Source organism: Pseudomonas sp. CH61, assembly GCF_059429415.1.
Window position 1 is genome coordinate 2,086,398 of record NZ_CM182098.1, and the last position, 16,448, is coordinate 2,102,845.

At 60.9% G+C, this 16,448-nt stretch carries 11 protein-coding genes; 10 read left to right on the forward strand and 1 reads right to left on the reverse strand.

Translation table 11 applies throughout. From position 1 onward, the window contains the following. Window positions 1-121 precede the first annotated feature (121 nt). Window positions 122-1,840: a hydrogenase maturation protein gene (locus AC5SEM_RS09410; RefSeq protein WP_495472772.1), complete on the reverse strand. Its 1,719-nt coding sequence runs from the start codon at window positions 1,838-1,840 to the stop codon at window positions 122-124. Between the two features lie 297 nt (window positions 1,841-2,137). Between AC5SEM_RS09410 and AC5SEM_RS09415 the strand changes: the two genes are divergently transcribed. The 10 genes from AC5SEM_RS09415 (at window position 2,138) to AC5SEM_RS09460 (ending at window position 16,371) form a co-directional block, all read left to right on the forward strand. Beyond that, window positions 2,138-2,644 (forward strand): sigma-70 family RNA polymerase sigma factor, encoded by a 507-nt coding sequence (locus tag AC5SEM_RS09415; RefSeq protein WP_034152323.1) that lies wholly within the window; start codon window positions 2,138-2,140, stop codon window positions 2,642-2,644. Beyond that, complete coding sequence (locus AC5SEM_RS09420) at window positions 2,641-3,588, forward strand: FecR domain-containing protein (protein WP_495472773.1); 948 nt, start codon at window positions 2,641-2,643, stop codon at window positions 3,586-3,588. The genes AC5SEM_RS09415 and AC5SEM_RS09420 overlap by 4 nt, the downstream gene beginning before the upstream one ends. Window positions 3,589-3,679: 91 nt before the next feature. Next, window positions 3,680-6,589 carry a TonB-dependent receptor domain-containing protein gene (locus tag AC5SEM_RS09425; protein WP_495472774.1) on the forward strand — a complete coding sequence of 970 codons (2,910 nt, stop codon included), beginning with the start codon at window positions 3,680-3,682 and terminating at the stop codon, window positions 6,587-6,589. Between the two features lie 270 nt (window positions 6,590-6,859). Beyond that, on the forward strand, window positions 6,860-7,336 hold the full coding sequence (locus tag AC5SEM_RS09430; protein WP_176091739.1) for an antitoxin Xre/MbcA/ParS toxin-binding domain-containing protein: 477 nt from the start codon (window positions 6,860-6,862) through the stop codon (window positions 7,334-7,336). Next, window positions 7,333-7,836, forward strand: coding sequence for an RES family NAD+ phosphorylase (locus AC5SEM_RS09435; RefSeq protein ID WP_077573163.1), 504 nt, complete (start codon window positions 7,333-7,335; stop codon window positions 7,834-7,836). The genes AC5SEM_RS09430 and AC5SEM_RS09435 overlap by 4 nt, the downstream gene beginning before the upstream one ends. Window positions 7,837-7,954: 118 nt before the next feature. Then, entirely contained in the window at window positions 7,955-10,609 is a 2,655-nt protein-coding gene (locus AC5SEM_RS09440; RefSeq protein ID WP_495472775.1) for a TonB-dependent receptor, read from the forward strand. A 226-nt stretch (window positions 10,610-10,835) separates the two neighbouring features. Continuing rightward, complete coding sequence (locus AC5SEM_RS09445) at window positions 10,836-12,677, forward strand: extracellular solute-binding protein (protein ID WP_495472776.1); 1,842 nt, start codon at window positions 10,836-10,838, stop codon at window positions 12,675-12,677. After that, window positions 12,664-13,728: a microcin C ABC transporter permease YejB gene (locus tag AC5SEM_RS09450; protein WP_495472777.1), complete on the forward strand. Its 1,065-nt coding sequence runs from the start codon at window positions 12,664-12,666 to the stop codon at window positions 13,726-13,728. Before AC5SEM_RS09445 ends, AC5SEM_RS09450 begins: the two co-directional genes overlap by 14 nt. Continuing rightward, complete coding sequence (locus AC5SEM_RS09455) at window positions 13,728-14,750, forward strand: ABC transporter permease (RefSeq protein WP_495472778.1); 1,023 nt, start codon at window positions 13,728-13,730, stop codon at window positions 14,748-14,750. Before AC5SEM_RS09450 ends, AC5SEM_RS09455 begins: the two co-directional genes overlap by 1 nt. 1 nt (window position 14,751) lies before the next feature. Beyond that, window positions 14,752-16,371, forward strand: coding sequence for an ABC transporter ATP-binding protein (locus AC5SEM_RS09460; RefSeq protein WP_495472779.1), 1,620 nt, complete (start codon window positions 14,752-14,754; stop codon window positions 16,369-16,371). Window positions 16,372-16,448 lie beyond the last annotated feature (77 nt).

Sequence of the window (16,448 nt, forward strand, 5' to 3'; positions counted from 1 at the left end):
ATCAGCGTTGAATCCATAATCGACACGTTTTTTCAGGTCGATGCAGGGCGCCAGACACCTCGGTCAGTTCCCTCTCCTTGGGGAGAGGGCTAGGGTGAGGGGAAAGCAGTCACCGCCAAAATCAACTGGCCAACTCGCTCAAACGCACCCGCGCCCACTCCTCAATCAACCGCGCCGGCGTGCCGCACACCTTGCGCTTGTAGACAAAATTTCGGCACTTCTCGGCAAACTGATTGCGGTTGTAGAGCATGTCTTCCTGCATCTCCTGCAACTCGGTTTCGCGGCACTGCTGGATCAACACCTGATCAACACGCGCCTTGCGCTCGCGCACCGCAGCATAAGTCGGATCGCTCACCACGCCGTTGGCCCGTTGCAGCAACCACAGGGAAAACTCGTCCGGGCAGCGCGGGCCGATTTCCTGAACCATGCCCAGTTGCCACGCCTGCACCGCGCTCACCGGCAGACAGGCCTGGGTCAATTGCTCGGCCATGGCCGGGCCGACGGCGCGGGGCAGGCTGTAAGTCCAGTATTCGGAGCCATACAAACCCATGCTCTTGTAATGCGGATTGAGCACGACATCGGCTCGGGCAAAGACAATGTCGGCCGCCAGTGCGAGCATCACGCCACCGGCGCCGGCGTTGCCAGTAACGCCGCTGACCACCAGTTGCCGGGCCGTCAGCAGTTCTGCGCAGACATCGTCGATCGCCTGAATATTCGCCCAGGCTTCGGCGCCCGGATCCTGCGCCGCCTGAATCACGTTCAAATGCACACCGTTAGAAAAGCTGCCGCGCCCGCCCTTGATCAGCAGCACCTGCGTATCACGGGATTTGGCCCAGCGCAGCGCGGCGACCATGCGCTGGCATTGCTCGGTGCTCATGGCGCCGTTGTAGAACTCAAAGGTCAGCTCGCCGACGATGCCGGATTCGCGATACCGCAGCGGTTGATACGCTTCGTCACTGAACGGCTGCGTGGCAATCGACCAGTCCAGCACCGGCACATCGTCCAGTTGCCCGGCCAACAGGTGCCGCGCCGGTTGCTTGAAGGTTTCCTCGCCGGGTTGCGGTTTGCGTCGCAGTGCGCCGATCCACAGGCTTTGATCTCCGGCCGCGACCAGTACGGCATCGTCATGCACCGCGAGAATTTCGCCGGGCACGCCGCTGCGCGAATCGAGGTGTGCGTCGTAAACGTAATACTGACCGCCGGCCAGGCTCGCCAGCACACCGGGCTGGCCGTCGGCGGCATCGATGCAGCGTTTGATGAAGCGCGCGCAGTCGTGCCAGCTGAAACTGCGGTCGACCTGCTTCATGTTCGGCTGCAAGCGCCCACGCACTTTCGCATTGGCATAGTCGAGGGCAACCGGTTCAAAACCTTCGATGAATTTCTCCACCACTTCGCGTATGCAGCGAATCGCCGCGTCACTGACCCGGCCGTTATACAGCTCGGATTTGCGCAGGCCCGCCGGCAGGTTGAATTCACAAGTGGCCCACACTGGCCCGGCGTCCATTTCCTCGACCGCTTGCAACGCGGTGACGCCCCAGTTCGGCAGTTCGTTGGTAATCGCCCAATCGAGGGCGCTGGCGCCGCGATCGCCGACGATACCCGGATGGATGATCACCACCGGCCGTTCGGTATTGCTCCACAGCGCCTGCGGTACGCGGTCTTTGAGGAACGGGCAAATCACCAGATCCGCGCCGCTGCGTTCGATCTGCTCGCACACCGCTTGTTCATCGGTAAACAGCACGACGCTGGGTGAGTGCCCGGCCTCGCGCAGTTCCAGCCAGGCACGTTGGGTCAGGCCGTTGAAGGCCGATGACAGCAGAATGATGTTGAGTGGTCGCATGCTTGCTCTTCCTTGAGTGAGTTCAGCCTCGGGCTCTCGGTGAGCCGTCCCTGGCTTTCGATGGAGCCGCGAGATTAATCAGTGGCCGGCCACGCGCCAGTGACCGAGGTCAACGTTGTGTCAGCCAATGTTTCTGCGGCGACGAAGCGGCTTATGCTCAATGGTTTGCTTGTGCTGATTTTTTATTACTTCAAATGTCTTCGAGGCTATTGCACAGTCGCGCCTGATCAGAGCCGGACGATCCCGGCAGAACGATGGTTTTTCGCAGCGGGTGGGACCCGTTTCAGGGAGCAAGGCATGGGTGGGTACAACCCGCATTACCAGATCATCGGGCAGATGTTCCAAAAGGACTATCGCTGGCTGTGTGCTGCCGTTGGCCGCACGCTGGGTTGCCCGCACAGTGCGCAGGACATCGCTTCGGAAACCTTTCTGCGGGTGCTGGCACTGCCTGACCCCACGGCCATTCGCGAGCCACGCGCGCTGCTCACCACCATCGCCCGGCGGCTGGTGTACGAAGGCTGGCGCCGTCAGGACCTTGAGCGCGCCTATCTGGAAAGTCTGGCGCTGGCGCCCGAACCGGTGCATCCGTCTCCGGAAGAGCGGGCGCTGGTGATCGAAGCGTTGCTGGCAGTTGATCGCTTGCTCAACGGGCTGTCGGCCAAGGCCAAAGCGGCGTTTCTCTACCATCAACTCGACGGTTTGACCTACAGCGAGATCGGCGAGCGCCTCGGGGTGTCCACCAGCCGCGTGCAGCAATACATGGTCGAAGCGTTCAAGCGTTGCTATCAGGCAATGCAGGCATGAGGCCGGACGACGCGGTGATCGACGAGGCGGCGCAATGGCTGGCGTTGCTGCAGTCGGGCGAGGCGGGCATGGCTGAGCGGGCCGCGTTTGAGGCCTGGCGGGTTGCCGATCCTAGGCATCAGCAGGTCATCGAACAGATGGGCGGCGGCCTGAATTTGCTGCGCAGCCCGAGCTTGCGCAACGTGCCGCGTAATAGCCTGCTGCACAGTCTCAATGCGCCGTCGAGTCGTCGACGCTTTATCAGCGGCAGTTTGAGTGTGCTGGGTGTTGCGCTGTTAGCCGGATTACTCGGACGGCGCTACGGCTGGCTGCCGGAGGCGGGGGAGTTGTCGACTGGGACCGGTGAACGACGTGACTTCACCTTGGCCGACGGCAGTGCGCTGACCCTGAATGCGCGCAGTCGTGTGGTGCCGTTGTTCGATGGCCAGCAACGCTTGCTCGCGTTGCGCAGTGGCGAGTTGCTGGTCGACGTGGCAAAAGAACCGACGCGGCCCTTCGTGGTCGAGACCGAACATGGGCGCATGCGGGCGCTGGGGACGAAGTTTGTCGTGCAGTACAGCGAAGATACGACGCGTTTGGTGATGCTCCATTCGCAGGTCGAAGTGGTTACGGCGGGTGGCGAGCGGCAAGTGGTGCAGGCCGGAGAAAGTCTGTTATTCAACGGCGCTGGAGTGCTGTCGCTGGAACGCAGCACCGGTCAGGAAAGTGCCTGGGTGCAAGGTCGCCTGGAAGTGCGTGACCGGCCGTTGTACGAAGTCATCGACAGCCTGCGTCGCTACCGTCGCGGCATCTTGCATCTGAGTCCGGAAGTCGCCGACCTGCGCCTCAGCGGCCTCTATCCGCTCGACGACAGCGATCGTACGTTGCAACTGCTGGAACGCTCGCTGCCGATCCGCGTGACCTGGCACACCCCGTACTGGGTCAGCATCGACGTGCGGTTATAAACCCATAACTTCTTGGCCTAATCGCCGCCCTATAAAAAGCGCCGGCCCGCTGCTCATTCCCTGCAGATGCCTTCAACAGGGAAACCCTTCGATGTTCTCGATCAAACAACAATTACCTCGATTGACCCTCGCCGCTGCGTTGGCGATGGGCATCAGTCCATGGGCGGCGGTTGCCCAGGAACCTGCTGCAGCGGTGTTTACCTTCGACATCGCCAGCGGACCGCTCGACGAAGTGCTGCTGGGAATCTCGCGGCAGAGCGGTGTACCGATTTCCTTTAGTCAGGAGCTGGTGCAGGGCAAACGCAGCGCGGCGGTGCGCGGTGCGTTGGGCGGCCGCCAGGCGGTAGAAAAAGCCTTGCTCGGCAGCGACCTGCAAGTCGAGCAAAGCGCTCAGGGCCTGACCGTTCGCGCAGCCGATGCGCCGGCGAAAGTCACTGCCGTGGCACCGGTCACCAGCGCCGATTACCGCATGGAAAAAGTCACCGTCACTGGCTCACGCATCGCCCGCGCGCAGAGCGATGGTGCCACGCCGGTCAACGTCATCACCCACGAGGAAATGGAGGCGCGCGGCTACAAAAACGTCTACGACGCCCTCGCGACGCAGACGCAAAACACCGGCATGACCCAAGGCGAAGATTACGGCAACACCTGGCAACCGGCGGCCAGCGCGCTCAACCTGCGCGGCCTCGGCCCGAACCATACGCTGGTGTTGATCAATGGCCGTCGCGTCGCCGACTACCCGACGCCGTACGACGGCAAGGTCAACTTCACCAACCTGGCGAACATTCCGTCGGCGGTCATCGAACGCATCGAAATCCTCAGCAGCGGCGCCTCGGCGATTTACGGTTCGGACGCGATCGCCGGGGTGGTCAACATCATCCTCAAGGACAAGATCAACGGCGTCGACGTCAACCTCAAGGGCGGCACCAGTGAGCGCGGCGGCGGTGACAACCAGCGTTTGCAGATCAGCGGCGGCGGCAGTTGGGGGGATTTTGACGGTTTGTTCGGTCTGGAACTGACCAACCGCGATCCGATCTGGGCCGATGACCGTGGCTTTATGCAAAACGGCCCGCTGGCGGACGTCGGTTACCGCCGCGACCTGAGCAACAGTCGTTATCTGGGACCGGGTTGCGGTGCTTATCAGGGCACCTTCGACAACAAACTGGTCAACAGCGGCGGGCGCTGCCGCACCGATCAGATGTACAACGATTACTGGACCGTGCAGACCCAGAAGGAAAACTACGACGGCTACACCCGTGGCACCTGGCATTTCAGCGACAGCGGCCAGGTCTTCGCCGATTTGATGTACGGCCTCGACCATATCCAGAACAACACGCGCGGGCCGACCTTCACCTCGCCGGATTTCATCAATCAGAACAGCGGCAATCTGGAGCGCTGGTATCGACGCTTCGGTGAAGAGGAAATCGGTGGCCGGACCAGCAACAACAGCAAGTGGCGCGACACCTCGTGGACCGGCACCCTGGGGCTCTCGGACAAGATCGCCGACACCGGCTGGAGTTACGATCTGGCAGCCAATCGCTCGGAATATCGCAGCGTCAGGACCACGCGCTACACGCCACTGGCATCGATTCAGGATTTCTACCTCGGCCCGCAACTCGGTGTCAGCGGCGGTTATCCGGTGTTCGCCCCGGATGCCTCTAGGCTGGACCGGCCGCTAACGCCGCAGGAGTGGCAGCAGTTTCGCGGCAACCTGACCCAGAGCAGCAAATCGGTGTCGACCAGTTACAACGCTTCGGTCAACGGTGATCTGTTCGACTTGCCGGCCGGCCCGGTGGGTTTCGCCGGTGTGCTGGAGGCGGGCAAGCAGGAGTATCGCGTTGACCCGGACGATGGCCTCAACGACGGCACGTTTTACGGCGTAAGCCCACAACAAAGTTCCGGGGGCTCGCGCAAGCGCTATGCGGCGGGTGGCGAGTTCAGCATTCCGGTCACCGACACGTTGTTGGCGACTGCCGCCGGGCGCTGGGACCAATACAAATTCAGCGGCCGCACCGAGCAGCAGAAAACCTACAACCTCGGGCTTGAGTGGCGCCCGGTCACCAGCCTGTTGCTGCGCGGCAGTTACGGCACCAGTTTCCGTGCGCCGGACCTGAATTACATCTACCAGTCCGACAGCAACGGCTACTACCCGGCGCAGATCGATTACTACGGTTGCAGCCAGGGCGTGGAGGGTGCCTGTGATCGTGGGCGAGTCGACTACACCCAGAGCGGCACCGCGAATCTGGAGTCTGAACGCGGCAAATCGTGGACCTACGGGTTTGTCTGGTCGCCGTCGCGCAACTTCGATTTCTCCACGGATTTCTGGCGCGTCGAGATCGATGATCTGCTGACCACCGTCGATGAAAACCGCTTGCTGCAACAAGAGAACGAGTGCCGCAACGGTACGCAGGACATCAATTCGGCCAATTGCCAGTCGACCCTGGCGCGCATCGATCGCAACGCCGGCAATGCCGCAGTCGATCCCAACCAGCTGAATCGCGTGCGGGTCAATGCGATCAACGCCGCCAGCGAGCGGGTCAGTGGTCTGGATTTCAAGAGCAATATCCGCTGGGGTGCCGGGCAGTACGGCGCGTTCAGTTCGGCGCTGGGCTACACCTTGGTGCTGTCGCATTACTACAAGGAGTCGGAAGAAGCACCGACGCAAGACTGGCGCACCTCACGCACCAACTACGACTGGCGCAGCAAGGTCAACGCCAGCCTGACCTGGGATTACCAGAAGGCCACGGCGACGCTGATGGGCATTCGTTACGGTTCGGTCACCAACGGTGCAGGAGACGGGCGCCTGTCGCCGTGGACGGTGTTCAACGCCAGTGCGCGTTACAAACTCAATGATCGGGCAAGTGTCGGGCTGACCGTGAACAACGTGCTCAATCAGGTCAAACACGATGATTCGGCGGGGTGGCCGTATTACCCGACCGGCAACTATGACCCGTACGGCCGGCAATGGTGGCTCGATGTGAGTTATCACTTCGGCGGCTGAGGGCAGGCATCTCGCGTTTACGTCCTACGGAAAATGGCAGGTTTTGCGATAAGCAGGGGATATTTCCGACGACCTTTTCAGGTTGGTCGTCGGAAGCGCGATCTATAGCATTGGATCTGACATTGAAGTCGCTGAGCAGCTTGAGCGCTCAGGCTCCCGGATAAAGGATCAATTATGCGTACCCCACTCATTGAGCATGAAACCTCTGTTTATTCCCTGCGCAACTTCTGGATCGACGATCGCGCCAGATGCCCCATGGAGGATGTCGCGATGCCCCAAGCAAAAGTGCCCCGGCTGACGGGGCTGAAGAAGGTCGCGGGCAAGCCTGTCGATCTGCTCGTGAACGGCCAGGACCTCGGTGACGACGCCATGCTGATTGTCCGCCTTACCGAGGAGGGCTTTGAGCTGAGCGACGTCGTCAACATGCTTTCGACTTCCGAAATGTACCTGCGCGAAGACATGGTCAAACGCATCACCGGCAGGTCTGTCAGAACCGTGCAGCGGCTGCTGAAGGAAGGCAAATCGATACGGCTTGACGCGCAGCAGAGTGTTGTCGCCTACCAATATGCGCTGGTGCTGGAGATGGCCACTCGTGCATTCGGGGGGCTGTCACAGGCGGAAATATGGATGCAGAAGTCCACCCCTTACCTTAACGGCTACGTGCCGTTGGAGTTGACCCACCATCCGCTCGGTTTCCAGATGGTCGAGCAGTACTTGTGTCGGGTTCTGTACGGGGGTTACCCATGAATCCCTTGCCCTGGGAAGGGCACTGGTATGGCTGGCGCCTTGATCAGGAGGCCTACGGAGAGACATGGGACAGCGGGATGGGTTCAAAACTGAAGGGCGGTCGATGGAATGCGCCTGGCCGGCGAGTCGTCTATGCATCTGTTGACCCGTCCTCGGCCATTCTGGAGGTGGCGGCCAATAATAGTTTTGATGCACTGGACAGAGAGCCATATGTGCTGACGTGCTTTGAAGTCATCCGCGATGCACGGGTCAAAGTCGTTCAGCCTGAAGAGGTACCGAATCCTTACTGGTTGAGTCCCGCGTGGCCGTCGCCCAATCAACAGCGGTTTGCCGACGCTTTACTGGATGAGCATCCGTTTGTCCTGATTCCCTCGGCGGCAACCCGCCACTCGTGGAATCTGCTGGTGAGCTGCGACCTCGCAGCGGGGCAGTTCAAAATGGTCTCTCAAGAACGTTTTGGCCTGGATACACGGTTGCTGAGGGAGATGGCATCGGCTTGATAGGGAGGCATGGCATTCTTTGCATAACCTCAGCACCCAACAGTCTAAGTCGCCCTCTATAAATCCTTATTCGTCATTGCACATCCCTGCATAAACCAAAACGCAGGGATGGCTGTTCATGATTCAGTTTTCACCCGTCAAATCACCTTTGAGCCTGGCCTTGCTGCTGGCAATCAACACGCTGCCGGCCATTGCCGCTGACAGCACGGCAACCGAACCGACCACTCAACTGCAGCGTGTCGAAGTCACGGGGACGGCAATCCGCCGGGTCGATGCAGAAACGGCGGTGCCGGTGACCATCCTGCGCGTCGAAGAGTTGCGCGAGCAGGGCGTCACCACCACCGAAGAGCTGGTCAGTCGCATTTCTGCCAACCAGTCTTCGGTCGGCTCCGGGCGTTCGGTTGGGTCAAGCAGTGGCGGTGCGTCTTATGCGGATCTGCGCGGCATCGGCGCCAACAAAACCCTGGTGCTGCTCAACGGTCGGCGCCTGAGCAACAACGCCACCAACGCGATCAACGGCTCCGGTGTCGATCTCAACACCATTCCGTTCGCCGCCATTGACCGTGTTGAAGTGCTGCGCGATGGCGCCTCGGCGCTGTATGGCACCGATGCGATTGGCGGGGTGATCAACTTCATCACCAAGACCAGCCTCACCGAAGGGCAGATCAGCACCAACTACGACACGCCAACCCATTCGGGGGGCGGTGAAAGCCGCAACTTCAGCGGCAGTTGGGGCTTCGGTGATTTGCAGGAGGATCGTTTCAACGTGTTTGGTGTGGTCAGTTACGACAAGCAGCAACGCTTGGCCGCTGAAGACCGCGGTTACACCTACAACTATCAGCCCAACCGCGGACTTGATTACACCTCAGGCACCGCCTCGCCGGCCAACTGGAGTCAGGGCAGTAACGCCACCAACCCTTTGGCCGGTTCTGGCTGCAACGCACCGGGTTTGCTGGCGCGCAACGGCATCTGCCGGCAGAGCCTGTGGAACTACCTCGATCTGGTGCCGGAAACGGAGAAGACTTCGGCTTTCGCCAAAGCCACCGGCAAGCTGTCGGACGATCACAACGTCAGCCTCGAATACTTCTGGGCGCAAAACGAAAACCGCACGCAAATCGGCCCCGGTACGTTGATGGGTAATCAGGTCAACCCCGGCACGGCGTTCTATCCGGGCAACGGCATCACCCCCGGGCCGAACGGTTTTGCCCTCGACCCGACGCAACCGGTCGACGTGAACTGGCGCGAAACCGCCGTTGGCGCGCGTCAGCACGAAGACGACAACACCAGTCAGCGCTTGCTGCTGAGTTTCGACGGCACGCTGGTCGGCTGGGATTACAACCTCGGTGCCTCGTACAACCAGAACAAAGTGGTCAACAGTATTCAGGACGGTTACGTCAACGACCGCGCCGTCAGCGCCGGCATTGCCAATGGCGTGATCAACCCGTTCGGTCCGCAGACGGCTGCCGGTTCCGCGCTGTTGGCGGCCAACGCGGTGGACGGTGATTACGCCACGGCGGTAGGGCGGGTGAAGGCCATCGACGGGCGCATCAGTCGTGAAATCGGCGACTGGTTCGGCGCCGGTCCTTCGGCATTGGCACTGGGCGGCGAGTATCGCAAGGAGGACTTCCATCAGGATTTCGCGCAATTTGCCGGCGACGTGCAAAGCCTTGGTGTTGATCCGAACGGCAGCGTTGCCGGGGATCGCAGCGTCTCGGCCGAGTACGCCGAGGTCAATGTGCCGGTGCTCGACAGCCTCGAATTGTCCGCGGCCGTACGCCACGACAAGTACAGCGACTTCGGCAGCACCACCAATCCGAAATACTCGTTCCGCTTCCAGCCGTTCAAGGAGTTGGTGGTACGTGGTGCCTACAGCGAAGGGTTCCGTGCGCCGTCGTTGTATGAGCTGTACAACCCGACCTTCACCAGTTTCACCAACGCCAACTACAACGATCCACGCTTGTGCGCTGGCGGCAATCCGAGCAATGGCGGCATCGCCAACCGCGACTGCGCGCAGCAGTTCAATCGCACCAGCGGTGGCAATACCGATCTGAGCCCGGAAACCGCACGCAACGTCACCCTTGGCTTTGTCTACCAGCCGTTCGAACGCCTGAGCGCCGGGCTGGATTTCTGGTGGATCGACATCGCCAACCAGATTGCCGAATTCCCCGAGTCGGCGGTGTTCGAGAACCCTGAGCTGTATCCGGATCGCCTGGTGCGCAAGCCGGATGGCTCCATCGATCACATCGTCACCGGCCTGGCCAACCTCGGCAAGATCAAGACCAATGGGGTCGACGTCAGCTTCGATTACCGCTTGCCGAGCACGCCGTACGGCAATTTCGGCATCGGCCTGCAAGGCACTTACGTCACCCGTTATGACTACCAGCAACAGCTCAAGGGCGACTACATCGACAAGCTCGGCGATTTCCGTGGCGGTGACTTTGCGTCGGCGGGTGCCGTGGCGCGCTGGCGCCACAGCCTGACCGGCAGCTGGAACTACGGCCCATTCGGCGCGGCCCTGACCAACCGCTACACCAGCGGTTACCACGACTCCGATCGCGACACTCACGACTATGTCGGTTCTTACAACGTCTGGGATCTGGCCGGCACCTACACCTGGCGCAAGACCCTGAGCGTGACCCTCGGCGCGAAAAACCTGTTTGACCGCGAACCACCGTTCAGCAACCAGACCTACACCTTCCAGAGCGGCTACGACCCGAAATATGGTGACCCGTTTGGCCGGACGCTGTACACGCGGGTCAGTTACAAGTTCTGAAAATGCTCAGAGATGGCGGGTTTTAGTCACCTATTGATCTAAAGCCTGCCCTATAAAAATCGCCGGCCTGTTGCACATCACAGGTAGGCAGGAAGAGTGGTGACTGTTCTGGCCTTATCGCGAGCAGGCTCACTCCTACAGTGGATTTGTGTTCACCGCAGACCCTTGTAGGAGTGAGCCTGCTCGCGATGAAGCCAGTAGCAGCACCGTGTAAAAGGATCTGCCCATGTTCTCCAGGCTCATTTTATTCAGCGCTTTCGCGCTTTTAACGCCGTTCAGTTGGGCCGCCCCGCAACCGGCGTTAACGGTCTACGGCGAACCCGCCAAATACGCCCCCGACTTCCAGCACCTGGCCTACGCCAACCCCGACGCGCCGAAGGGCGGCAGCCTGCGCCGGTCTTCGCTGGAAAGCGGCCCGTTCGACCACCTGATTCCTTACACCGACAAAGGCACCGGCGTGGCCGATATCGATGGCTGGCTCTACGCGCCACTGGCCTATCGCAGCAAGGACGAACCCTACAGCGTCTACGGTCTGGTGGCGCAGCAGATGGAGCTGGATCCGGATCGCCGCTGGATACGCTTCTACCTGAACCCGAAGGCGCGTTTCGACGACGGCACACCGATCACCGCCGAAGACGTGCGTTACACCTTCGAGCTGTTCACCACCCAGGGCAGCCTCAAATACCGTCAGCAGTTTCGCGATGTCGCTGAAGTCGTCGTGGAGTCGCCGACGCAAGTGCGCTTCCTCTTCAAGAACAACGACAGCCGCACCTTGCCGCTGGACCTGGCGACACTGCCAGTGCTGCCCGAGCATTGGTGGCGCACCCGCGATTTCGCCGAGGGCGGCGGTTTCGAAATTCCGCCGGGCAGTGGCCCGTATCGCATCAGCGCGGTGGATGCCGGGCGCAGCGTGAAATTCCAGCGGGTGCGGGACTGGTGGGCCAAGGATCTGCCGATCACTCGCGGCCTCTACAACTTCGATCAACTGAGCGTGGAGTTCTTCGCCGACACCGACGTGTCGCGGCAGGTGCTCAAGGCTGGCGGCTTCGATTACAACCGCGAATTCTCTGCCACCAGTTTCACCATCGGCTACGCGGGAGATGCGTTGAAACAAGGCAAATTGCTTCGTGAACATCTCGCACCGGGTGCCGCACAAGGCGCGCAGGGCTTTGTGTTCAACCTGCAGAAACCGCCGTTTCAGGATCGCCGGGTGCGCCAGGCGATCGCCATGCTCTGGGATTTCGAATGGAGCAACCGGCAAATGATGCGCAGCATGTACCTGCGTCAGCGCAGCTTCTTCTCCCACAGCGCACTGGCGGCTACTGCATTGCCGGATGCCGAAGAGCTGAAGATTCTTGAGCCGTTGCGCGGGCAGATTCCCGATGAAGTGTTTACCACGGTGTTTGAAGCACCGAAAACCGACGGCAGTGGCAATATCCGCGCGGAACAATTGCAGGCACTGAAACTGCTGGAGGCCGCTGGCTGGAAACCTCAGGGCGATCAGTTGGTGAACGCCAATGGCGAGCCGCTGCACTTCACGTTTCTCAATGGCCAAAAAGGTTTCGAACGGCTGTTGTTACCGTTCAAACGCAACCTGGCGCAGATCGGCATCGGCTTCGATATCCGCCAGGTCGACACCGCGCAATACACCAACCGCGTGCGCAATCGCGACTACGACATGATCGTCGCCGGTTACCCGGTGAGTCAGGCACCGGGGCGCGAGATGTTCAATTACTTCGGCTCCGACGGTGCCGCTGATCCCGGCTCGAACAATTACATGGTGCTGCGCGATCCGGCCGTCGATGTCCTGCTCGAAGGGCTGGTGCAGTCCGACAATCGCGAGAGTCTGCTGCGCCATGCTCATGCGCTGGATCGGGTGTTGCAGTGGGGCTATTACTGGGTGCCCAACTATTACCCGCCGGGAATTTCCACGGTGTGGTGGAACCGCTTCGGCCGACCGGCGATTGCCCCGCTGTATGACGCCGGCCTCGACACCTGGTGGGAAATCAGCCCGACCGCACTGACCACAACGCAGATGCACAAGGAGTACGCCCATGTGGGGTTATAGCCTGCGGCGTCTGCTGCTGATCGTGCCGACCTTGCTGGCGATCCTGCTGGTCAATTTCGTTATCGTGCAAGCCGCGCCCGGTGGCCCGGTCGAGCAGGCCATTGCGCGCTTGCAGGGAATCGGCGTGGGCGCGGCGGTCGGTTCCAGCCACGTCGAGACCGTCGGTGGCGAATCCCGCGCGACCCGAGGCCTGGACCCGAAACTGGTGGCCGATATCGAGCGTCAGTATGGCTTCGACAAACCCGCCAGCGAGCGCTTGTGGCTGATGCTCAAAAGCTATGCGCGACTGGACTTCGGCCAGAGTTTTTTTCGCGGTGCCAGCGTCACCGAATTGATCTGGCAGAAGCTGCCGGTGACCTTGTCGCTGGGCGTCTGGGCGACGCTGATCACCTATCTGGTGTCGATTCCGCTGGGCATTCGCAAAGCCGTGCACAACGGTTCGCCGTTCGATGTCTGGAGCAGCGTGGCGATCATCATCGGTTATGCGCTGCCGGGATTTCTCTTTGCGCTGCTGCTGATCGTGGTGTTTGCCGGCGGCACCGCGCTGGACTGGTTTCCGGTGCGCGGGCTGGTCTCGGACAACTTCGCCGAGCTGTCACCGTGGGCCAAGGTGGCCGACTATTTCTGGCACCTGGTGTTGCCGGTGACTGCCTTGGTCATCGGCGGTTTCGCCACGTTGACCATCCTCACCAAGAACAGCTTTCTCAACGAGATCTCGCGGCTGTACGTGGTGACCGCGCGCGCCAAGGGACTGAGTCAACGGCAGGTGTTGTACGGCCATGTGTTTCGCAATGCGATGCTGCTGGTCGTCGCCGGTTTGCCGCAAGCGTTGGTGACGGTGTTTTTCGGCGGCTCGTTGCTGATCGAAGTGATCTTTTCCCTCGATGGTCTCGGCCGTCTCAGTTACGAAGCAGCGGTCGCGCGCGACTATCCGGTGGTGTTCGGTTCGCTGTTCATCTTCACCTTGTTCGGCCTGCTGATAAAACTGCTCGGCGACCTTTGTTACACGCTGGTTGACCCGCGTATCGACTTCACCGCGAGGGCTGCCTGATGCTGACGTTATCTCCAATTGGCCAGCGCCGCTGGGCGCGCTTCAAGGCAAATCGGCGCGGCTGGTGGTCGTTGTGGCTGTTTCTCGCGCTGTTCGGCCTGAGCCTCGGCGGTGAGTTGGTGGCCAATGACAAACCGCTGCTGGTGACGTATCAGGGCGACTGGTATTTCCCGGCCTTCAAGCGCTACACCGAGCAGGACTTTGGCGGTGAACTGCCGTTTCAGCCGGACTATCGCAGCGCGCAGGTGCGGCAATTGATCGAGGGGCAGGGCGGGCGAATGTGGTTTGCGCCGATTCCGTTCGCGTTCGACACGGTCAATTACGACCTCACGGAGCCGGCACCGAGTCCGCCCAGTGGCGACAACTGGTTGGGCACCGACGATCAGGCGCGCGACGTGCTGGCACGGGTGATATTCGGCACGCGCATATCGCTGTTGTTTGCCTTGGCGCTGACCGCGGCGAGTGCGCTGATCGGCATCGCTGCCGGGGCATTGCAGGGTTATTACGGCGGTTGGGTCGACCTGATCGGTCAGCGCGTGCTGGAGGTCTGGTCGGGGCTGCCGGTGTTGTATCTGCTGATCATTCTGTCCGGGTTTGTCGAGCCCAACTTCTGGTGGTTGCTGGGGATCATGGCGCTGTTTTCCTGGTTGAGCCTGGTCGATGTGGTGCGTGCCGAGTTCCTGCGCAGCCGCGGTCTTGAGTACGTGAAAGCCGCACGAGCGCTGGGTGTCGGTGATGCGCAGGTGATCGTTCGACACATTCTGCCCAATGCCATGAGCGCCACGCTGACCTATCTGCCGTTCATTCTCACCGGCGCGATTGCGACCTTGTCAGCGCTGGATTTTCTCGGTTTCGGCATGCCGGCCGGCAGTGCTTCGCTGGGGGAGTTGATCGGTCAGGGCAAGAGCAATCTGCAAGCGCCGTGGCTTGGTCTCACCGCGTTCTTTGCGTTGGCGCTGATCCTTTCACTGCTGGTATTCATCGGCGAAGCCTGCCGCGATGCGTTTGATCCGAGGATTTGAGATGCCTGAACATCTGATCGAAATACGTGACCTGCGCGTCGCGTTCAATGGCCAGCCCGTGGTGCATGGCATCGACCTCGATATCCGCCCCGGCGAGTGCGTGGCGCTGGTTGGGGAATCCGGCTCCGGTAAATCGGTGACGGCGCACAGCATTCTGCAATTGCTTGACCCTGCCATCACGCGAATTGACGGCAGCATTCGTTATGCCGGCGCGGAGCTGCTTGGCGTGCATGAACGCTACTTGCGGCAATTGCGTGGCAACCGCATCGCAATGATTTTTCAGGAGCCGATGAGTTCACTGAACCCTTTGCACACGATTGAGCGGCAGTTGGGCGAAAGCCTGGCGCTGCACAAGGGGCTGGCTGGGGCGGCGGCGCGCCAACGGATTTTGCAGTTGCTGGAGCTGGTGGGCATTCAACGCCCGCGCGAACGGCTCAAGGCCTATCCGCATCAACTGTCGGGCGGACAACGGCAACGGGTGATGATCGCCATGGCGCTGGCCTGCGAGCCGCAGTTACTGATCGCCGACGAACCGACTACAGCGCTGGACGTAACCGTGCAACGCAAGATTCTGCTGTTGCTCAAGGAGCTGCAAGAACGGCTGGGCATGGCCCTGTTGATCATCAGTCATGATCTGAATCTGGTGCGCAACATCGCTCAGCGGGTGGCGGTCATGCGTGGCGGGGTGATTGTCGAACAGGCGTCGTGTGAACAGTTGTTCAGTGCGCCGCAACATCCTTACAGCATTGAGTTGCTCAACGCCGAACCGGGTGGCGAGGCGTTGTGTCGGGAACCCGCTGAGGATTTGCTGGAGGTGCGCGATCTCAATGTGCGTTTCCGTTTGGGCGGCGGATGGCTGCGCGCGAAGTCGTACTTGCACGCGGTCAATGGCATTGATTTGAATCTTCAGCGCGGCAAGACCTTGGGGATAGTTGGCGAGTCCGGTTCCGGCAAGTCGACGTTGGGACAGGCGATTCTACGGTTGATCGATGCCCAGGGCAGCATCCGCTTTCAGGGCGAGGCGCTGGAGCACTTGAACGGCAAGCAACTCCGGCCGCTGCGCAAACGCCTGCAAGTGGTGTTTCAGGATCCGTTTGGCAGCCTCAGTCCGCGCCTGTGTGTGGAGCAGATCATCGCTGAAGGTTTACAGGTGCACAGCGATCTGACCGCCAGCGAGCGCGAGAGGGCAGTGATTGAGGTGCTGCGTGAAGTCGGCCTCGATCCGGCCACCCGCCATCGCTATCCCCATGAGTTTTCCGGCGGGCAGCGGCAACGCATCGCGATTGCCCGGGCGCTGGTGCTCAAGCCCGACTTGATCCTGCTGGATGAACCGACCTCGGCACTGGATCGCACGGTGCAGAAGCAGATCGTGGCTTTGCTGCGGCGTTTGCAGCAAGAACATGGCCTGACGTACCTGTTCATCAGCCACGATCTGGCGGTGGTACGCGCGTTGGCGCATGACCTGATTGTGATGAAGGACGGCGAGGTGGTGGAGCGAGGTGAGACAAATGCGCTGTTTCATGCCGCGCAGCATCCGTATACCCGAGAGTTACTGGCCGCTTCGTTTACTGACGACCCCGTATCAAATGTGGGAGCGAGCCTGCTCGCGAATGCGATGTGACAGGCAACGGTGATGTCGACTGAGTTGACGCCTTCGCGAGCAAGCTCGCTCCCACAGGTCTTGAGTGCGAGCAGTAA

Excerpts from the sequence above, each read along its gene's own strand:
- AC5SEM_RS09410 (WP_495472772.1), bottom strand. The coding sequence starts at position 1,840 with ATGCGACCACTCAACATCATTCTGCTGTCATCGGCCTTCAACGGCCTG.
- AC5SEM_RS09415 (WP_034152323.1), top strand. The coding sequence starts at position 2,138 with ATGGGTGGGTACAACCCGCATTACCAGATCATCGGGCAGATGTTCCAA.
- AC5SEM_RS09420 (WP_495472773.1), top strand. The coding sequence starts at position 2,641 with ATGAGGCCGGACGACGCGGTGATCGACGAGGCGGCGCAATGGCTGGCG.
- AC5SEM_RS09425 (WP_495472774.1), top strand. The coding sequence starts at position 3,680 with ATGTTCTCGATCAAACAACAATTACCTCGATTGACCCTCGCCGCTGCG.
- AC5SEM_RS09430 (WP_176091739.1), top strand. The coding sequence starts at position 6,860 with ATGCCCCAAGCAAAAGTGCCCCGGCTGACGGGGCTGAAGAAGGTCGCG.
- AC5SEM_RS09435 (WP_077573163.1), top strand. The coding sequence starts at position 7,333 with ATGAATCCCTTGCCCTGGGAAGGGCACTGGTATGGCTGGCGCCTTGAT.
- AC5SEM_RS09440 (WP_495472775.1), top strand. The coding sequence starts at position 7,955 with ATGATTCAGTTTTCACCCGTCAAATCACCTTTGAGCCTGGCCTTGCTG.
- AC5SEM_RS09445 (WP_495472776.1), top strand. The coding sequence starts at position 10,836 with ATGTTCTCCAGGCTCATTTTATTCAGCGCTTTCGCGCTTTTAACGCCG.
- AC5SEM_RS09450 (WP_495472777.1), top strand. The coding sequence starts at position 12,664 with ATGTGGGGTTATAGCCTGCGGCGTCTGCTGCTGATCGTGCCGACCTTG.
- AC5SEM_RS09455 (WP_495472778.1), top strand. The coding sequence starts at position 13,728 with ATGCTGACGTTATCTCCAATTGGCCAGCGCCGCTGGGCGCGCTTCAAG.
- AC5SEM_RS09460 (WP_495472779.1), top strand. The coding sequence starts at position 14,752 with ATGCCTGAACATCTGATCGAAATACGTGACCTGCGCGTCGCGTTCAAT.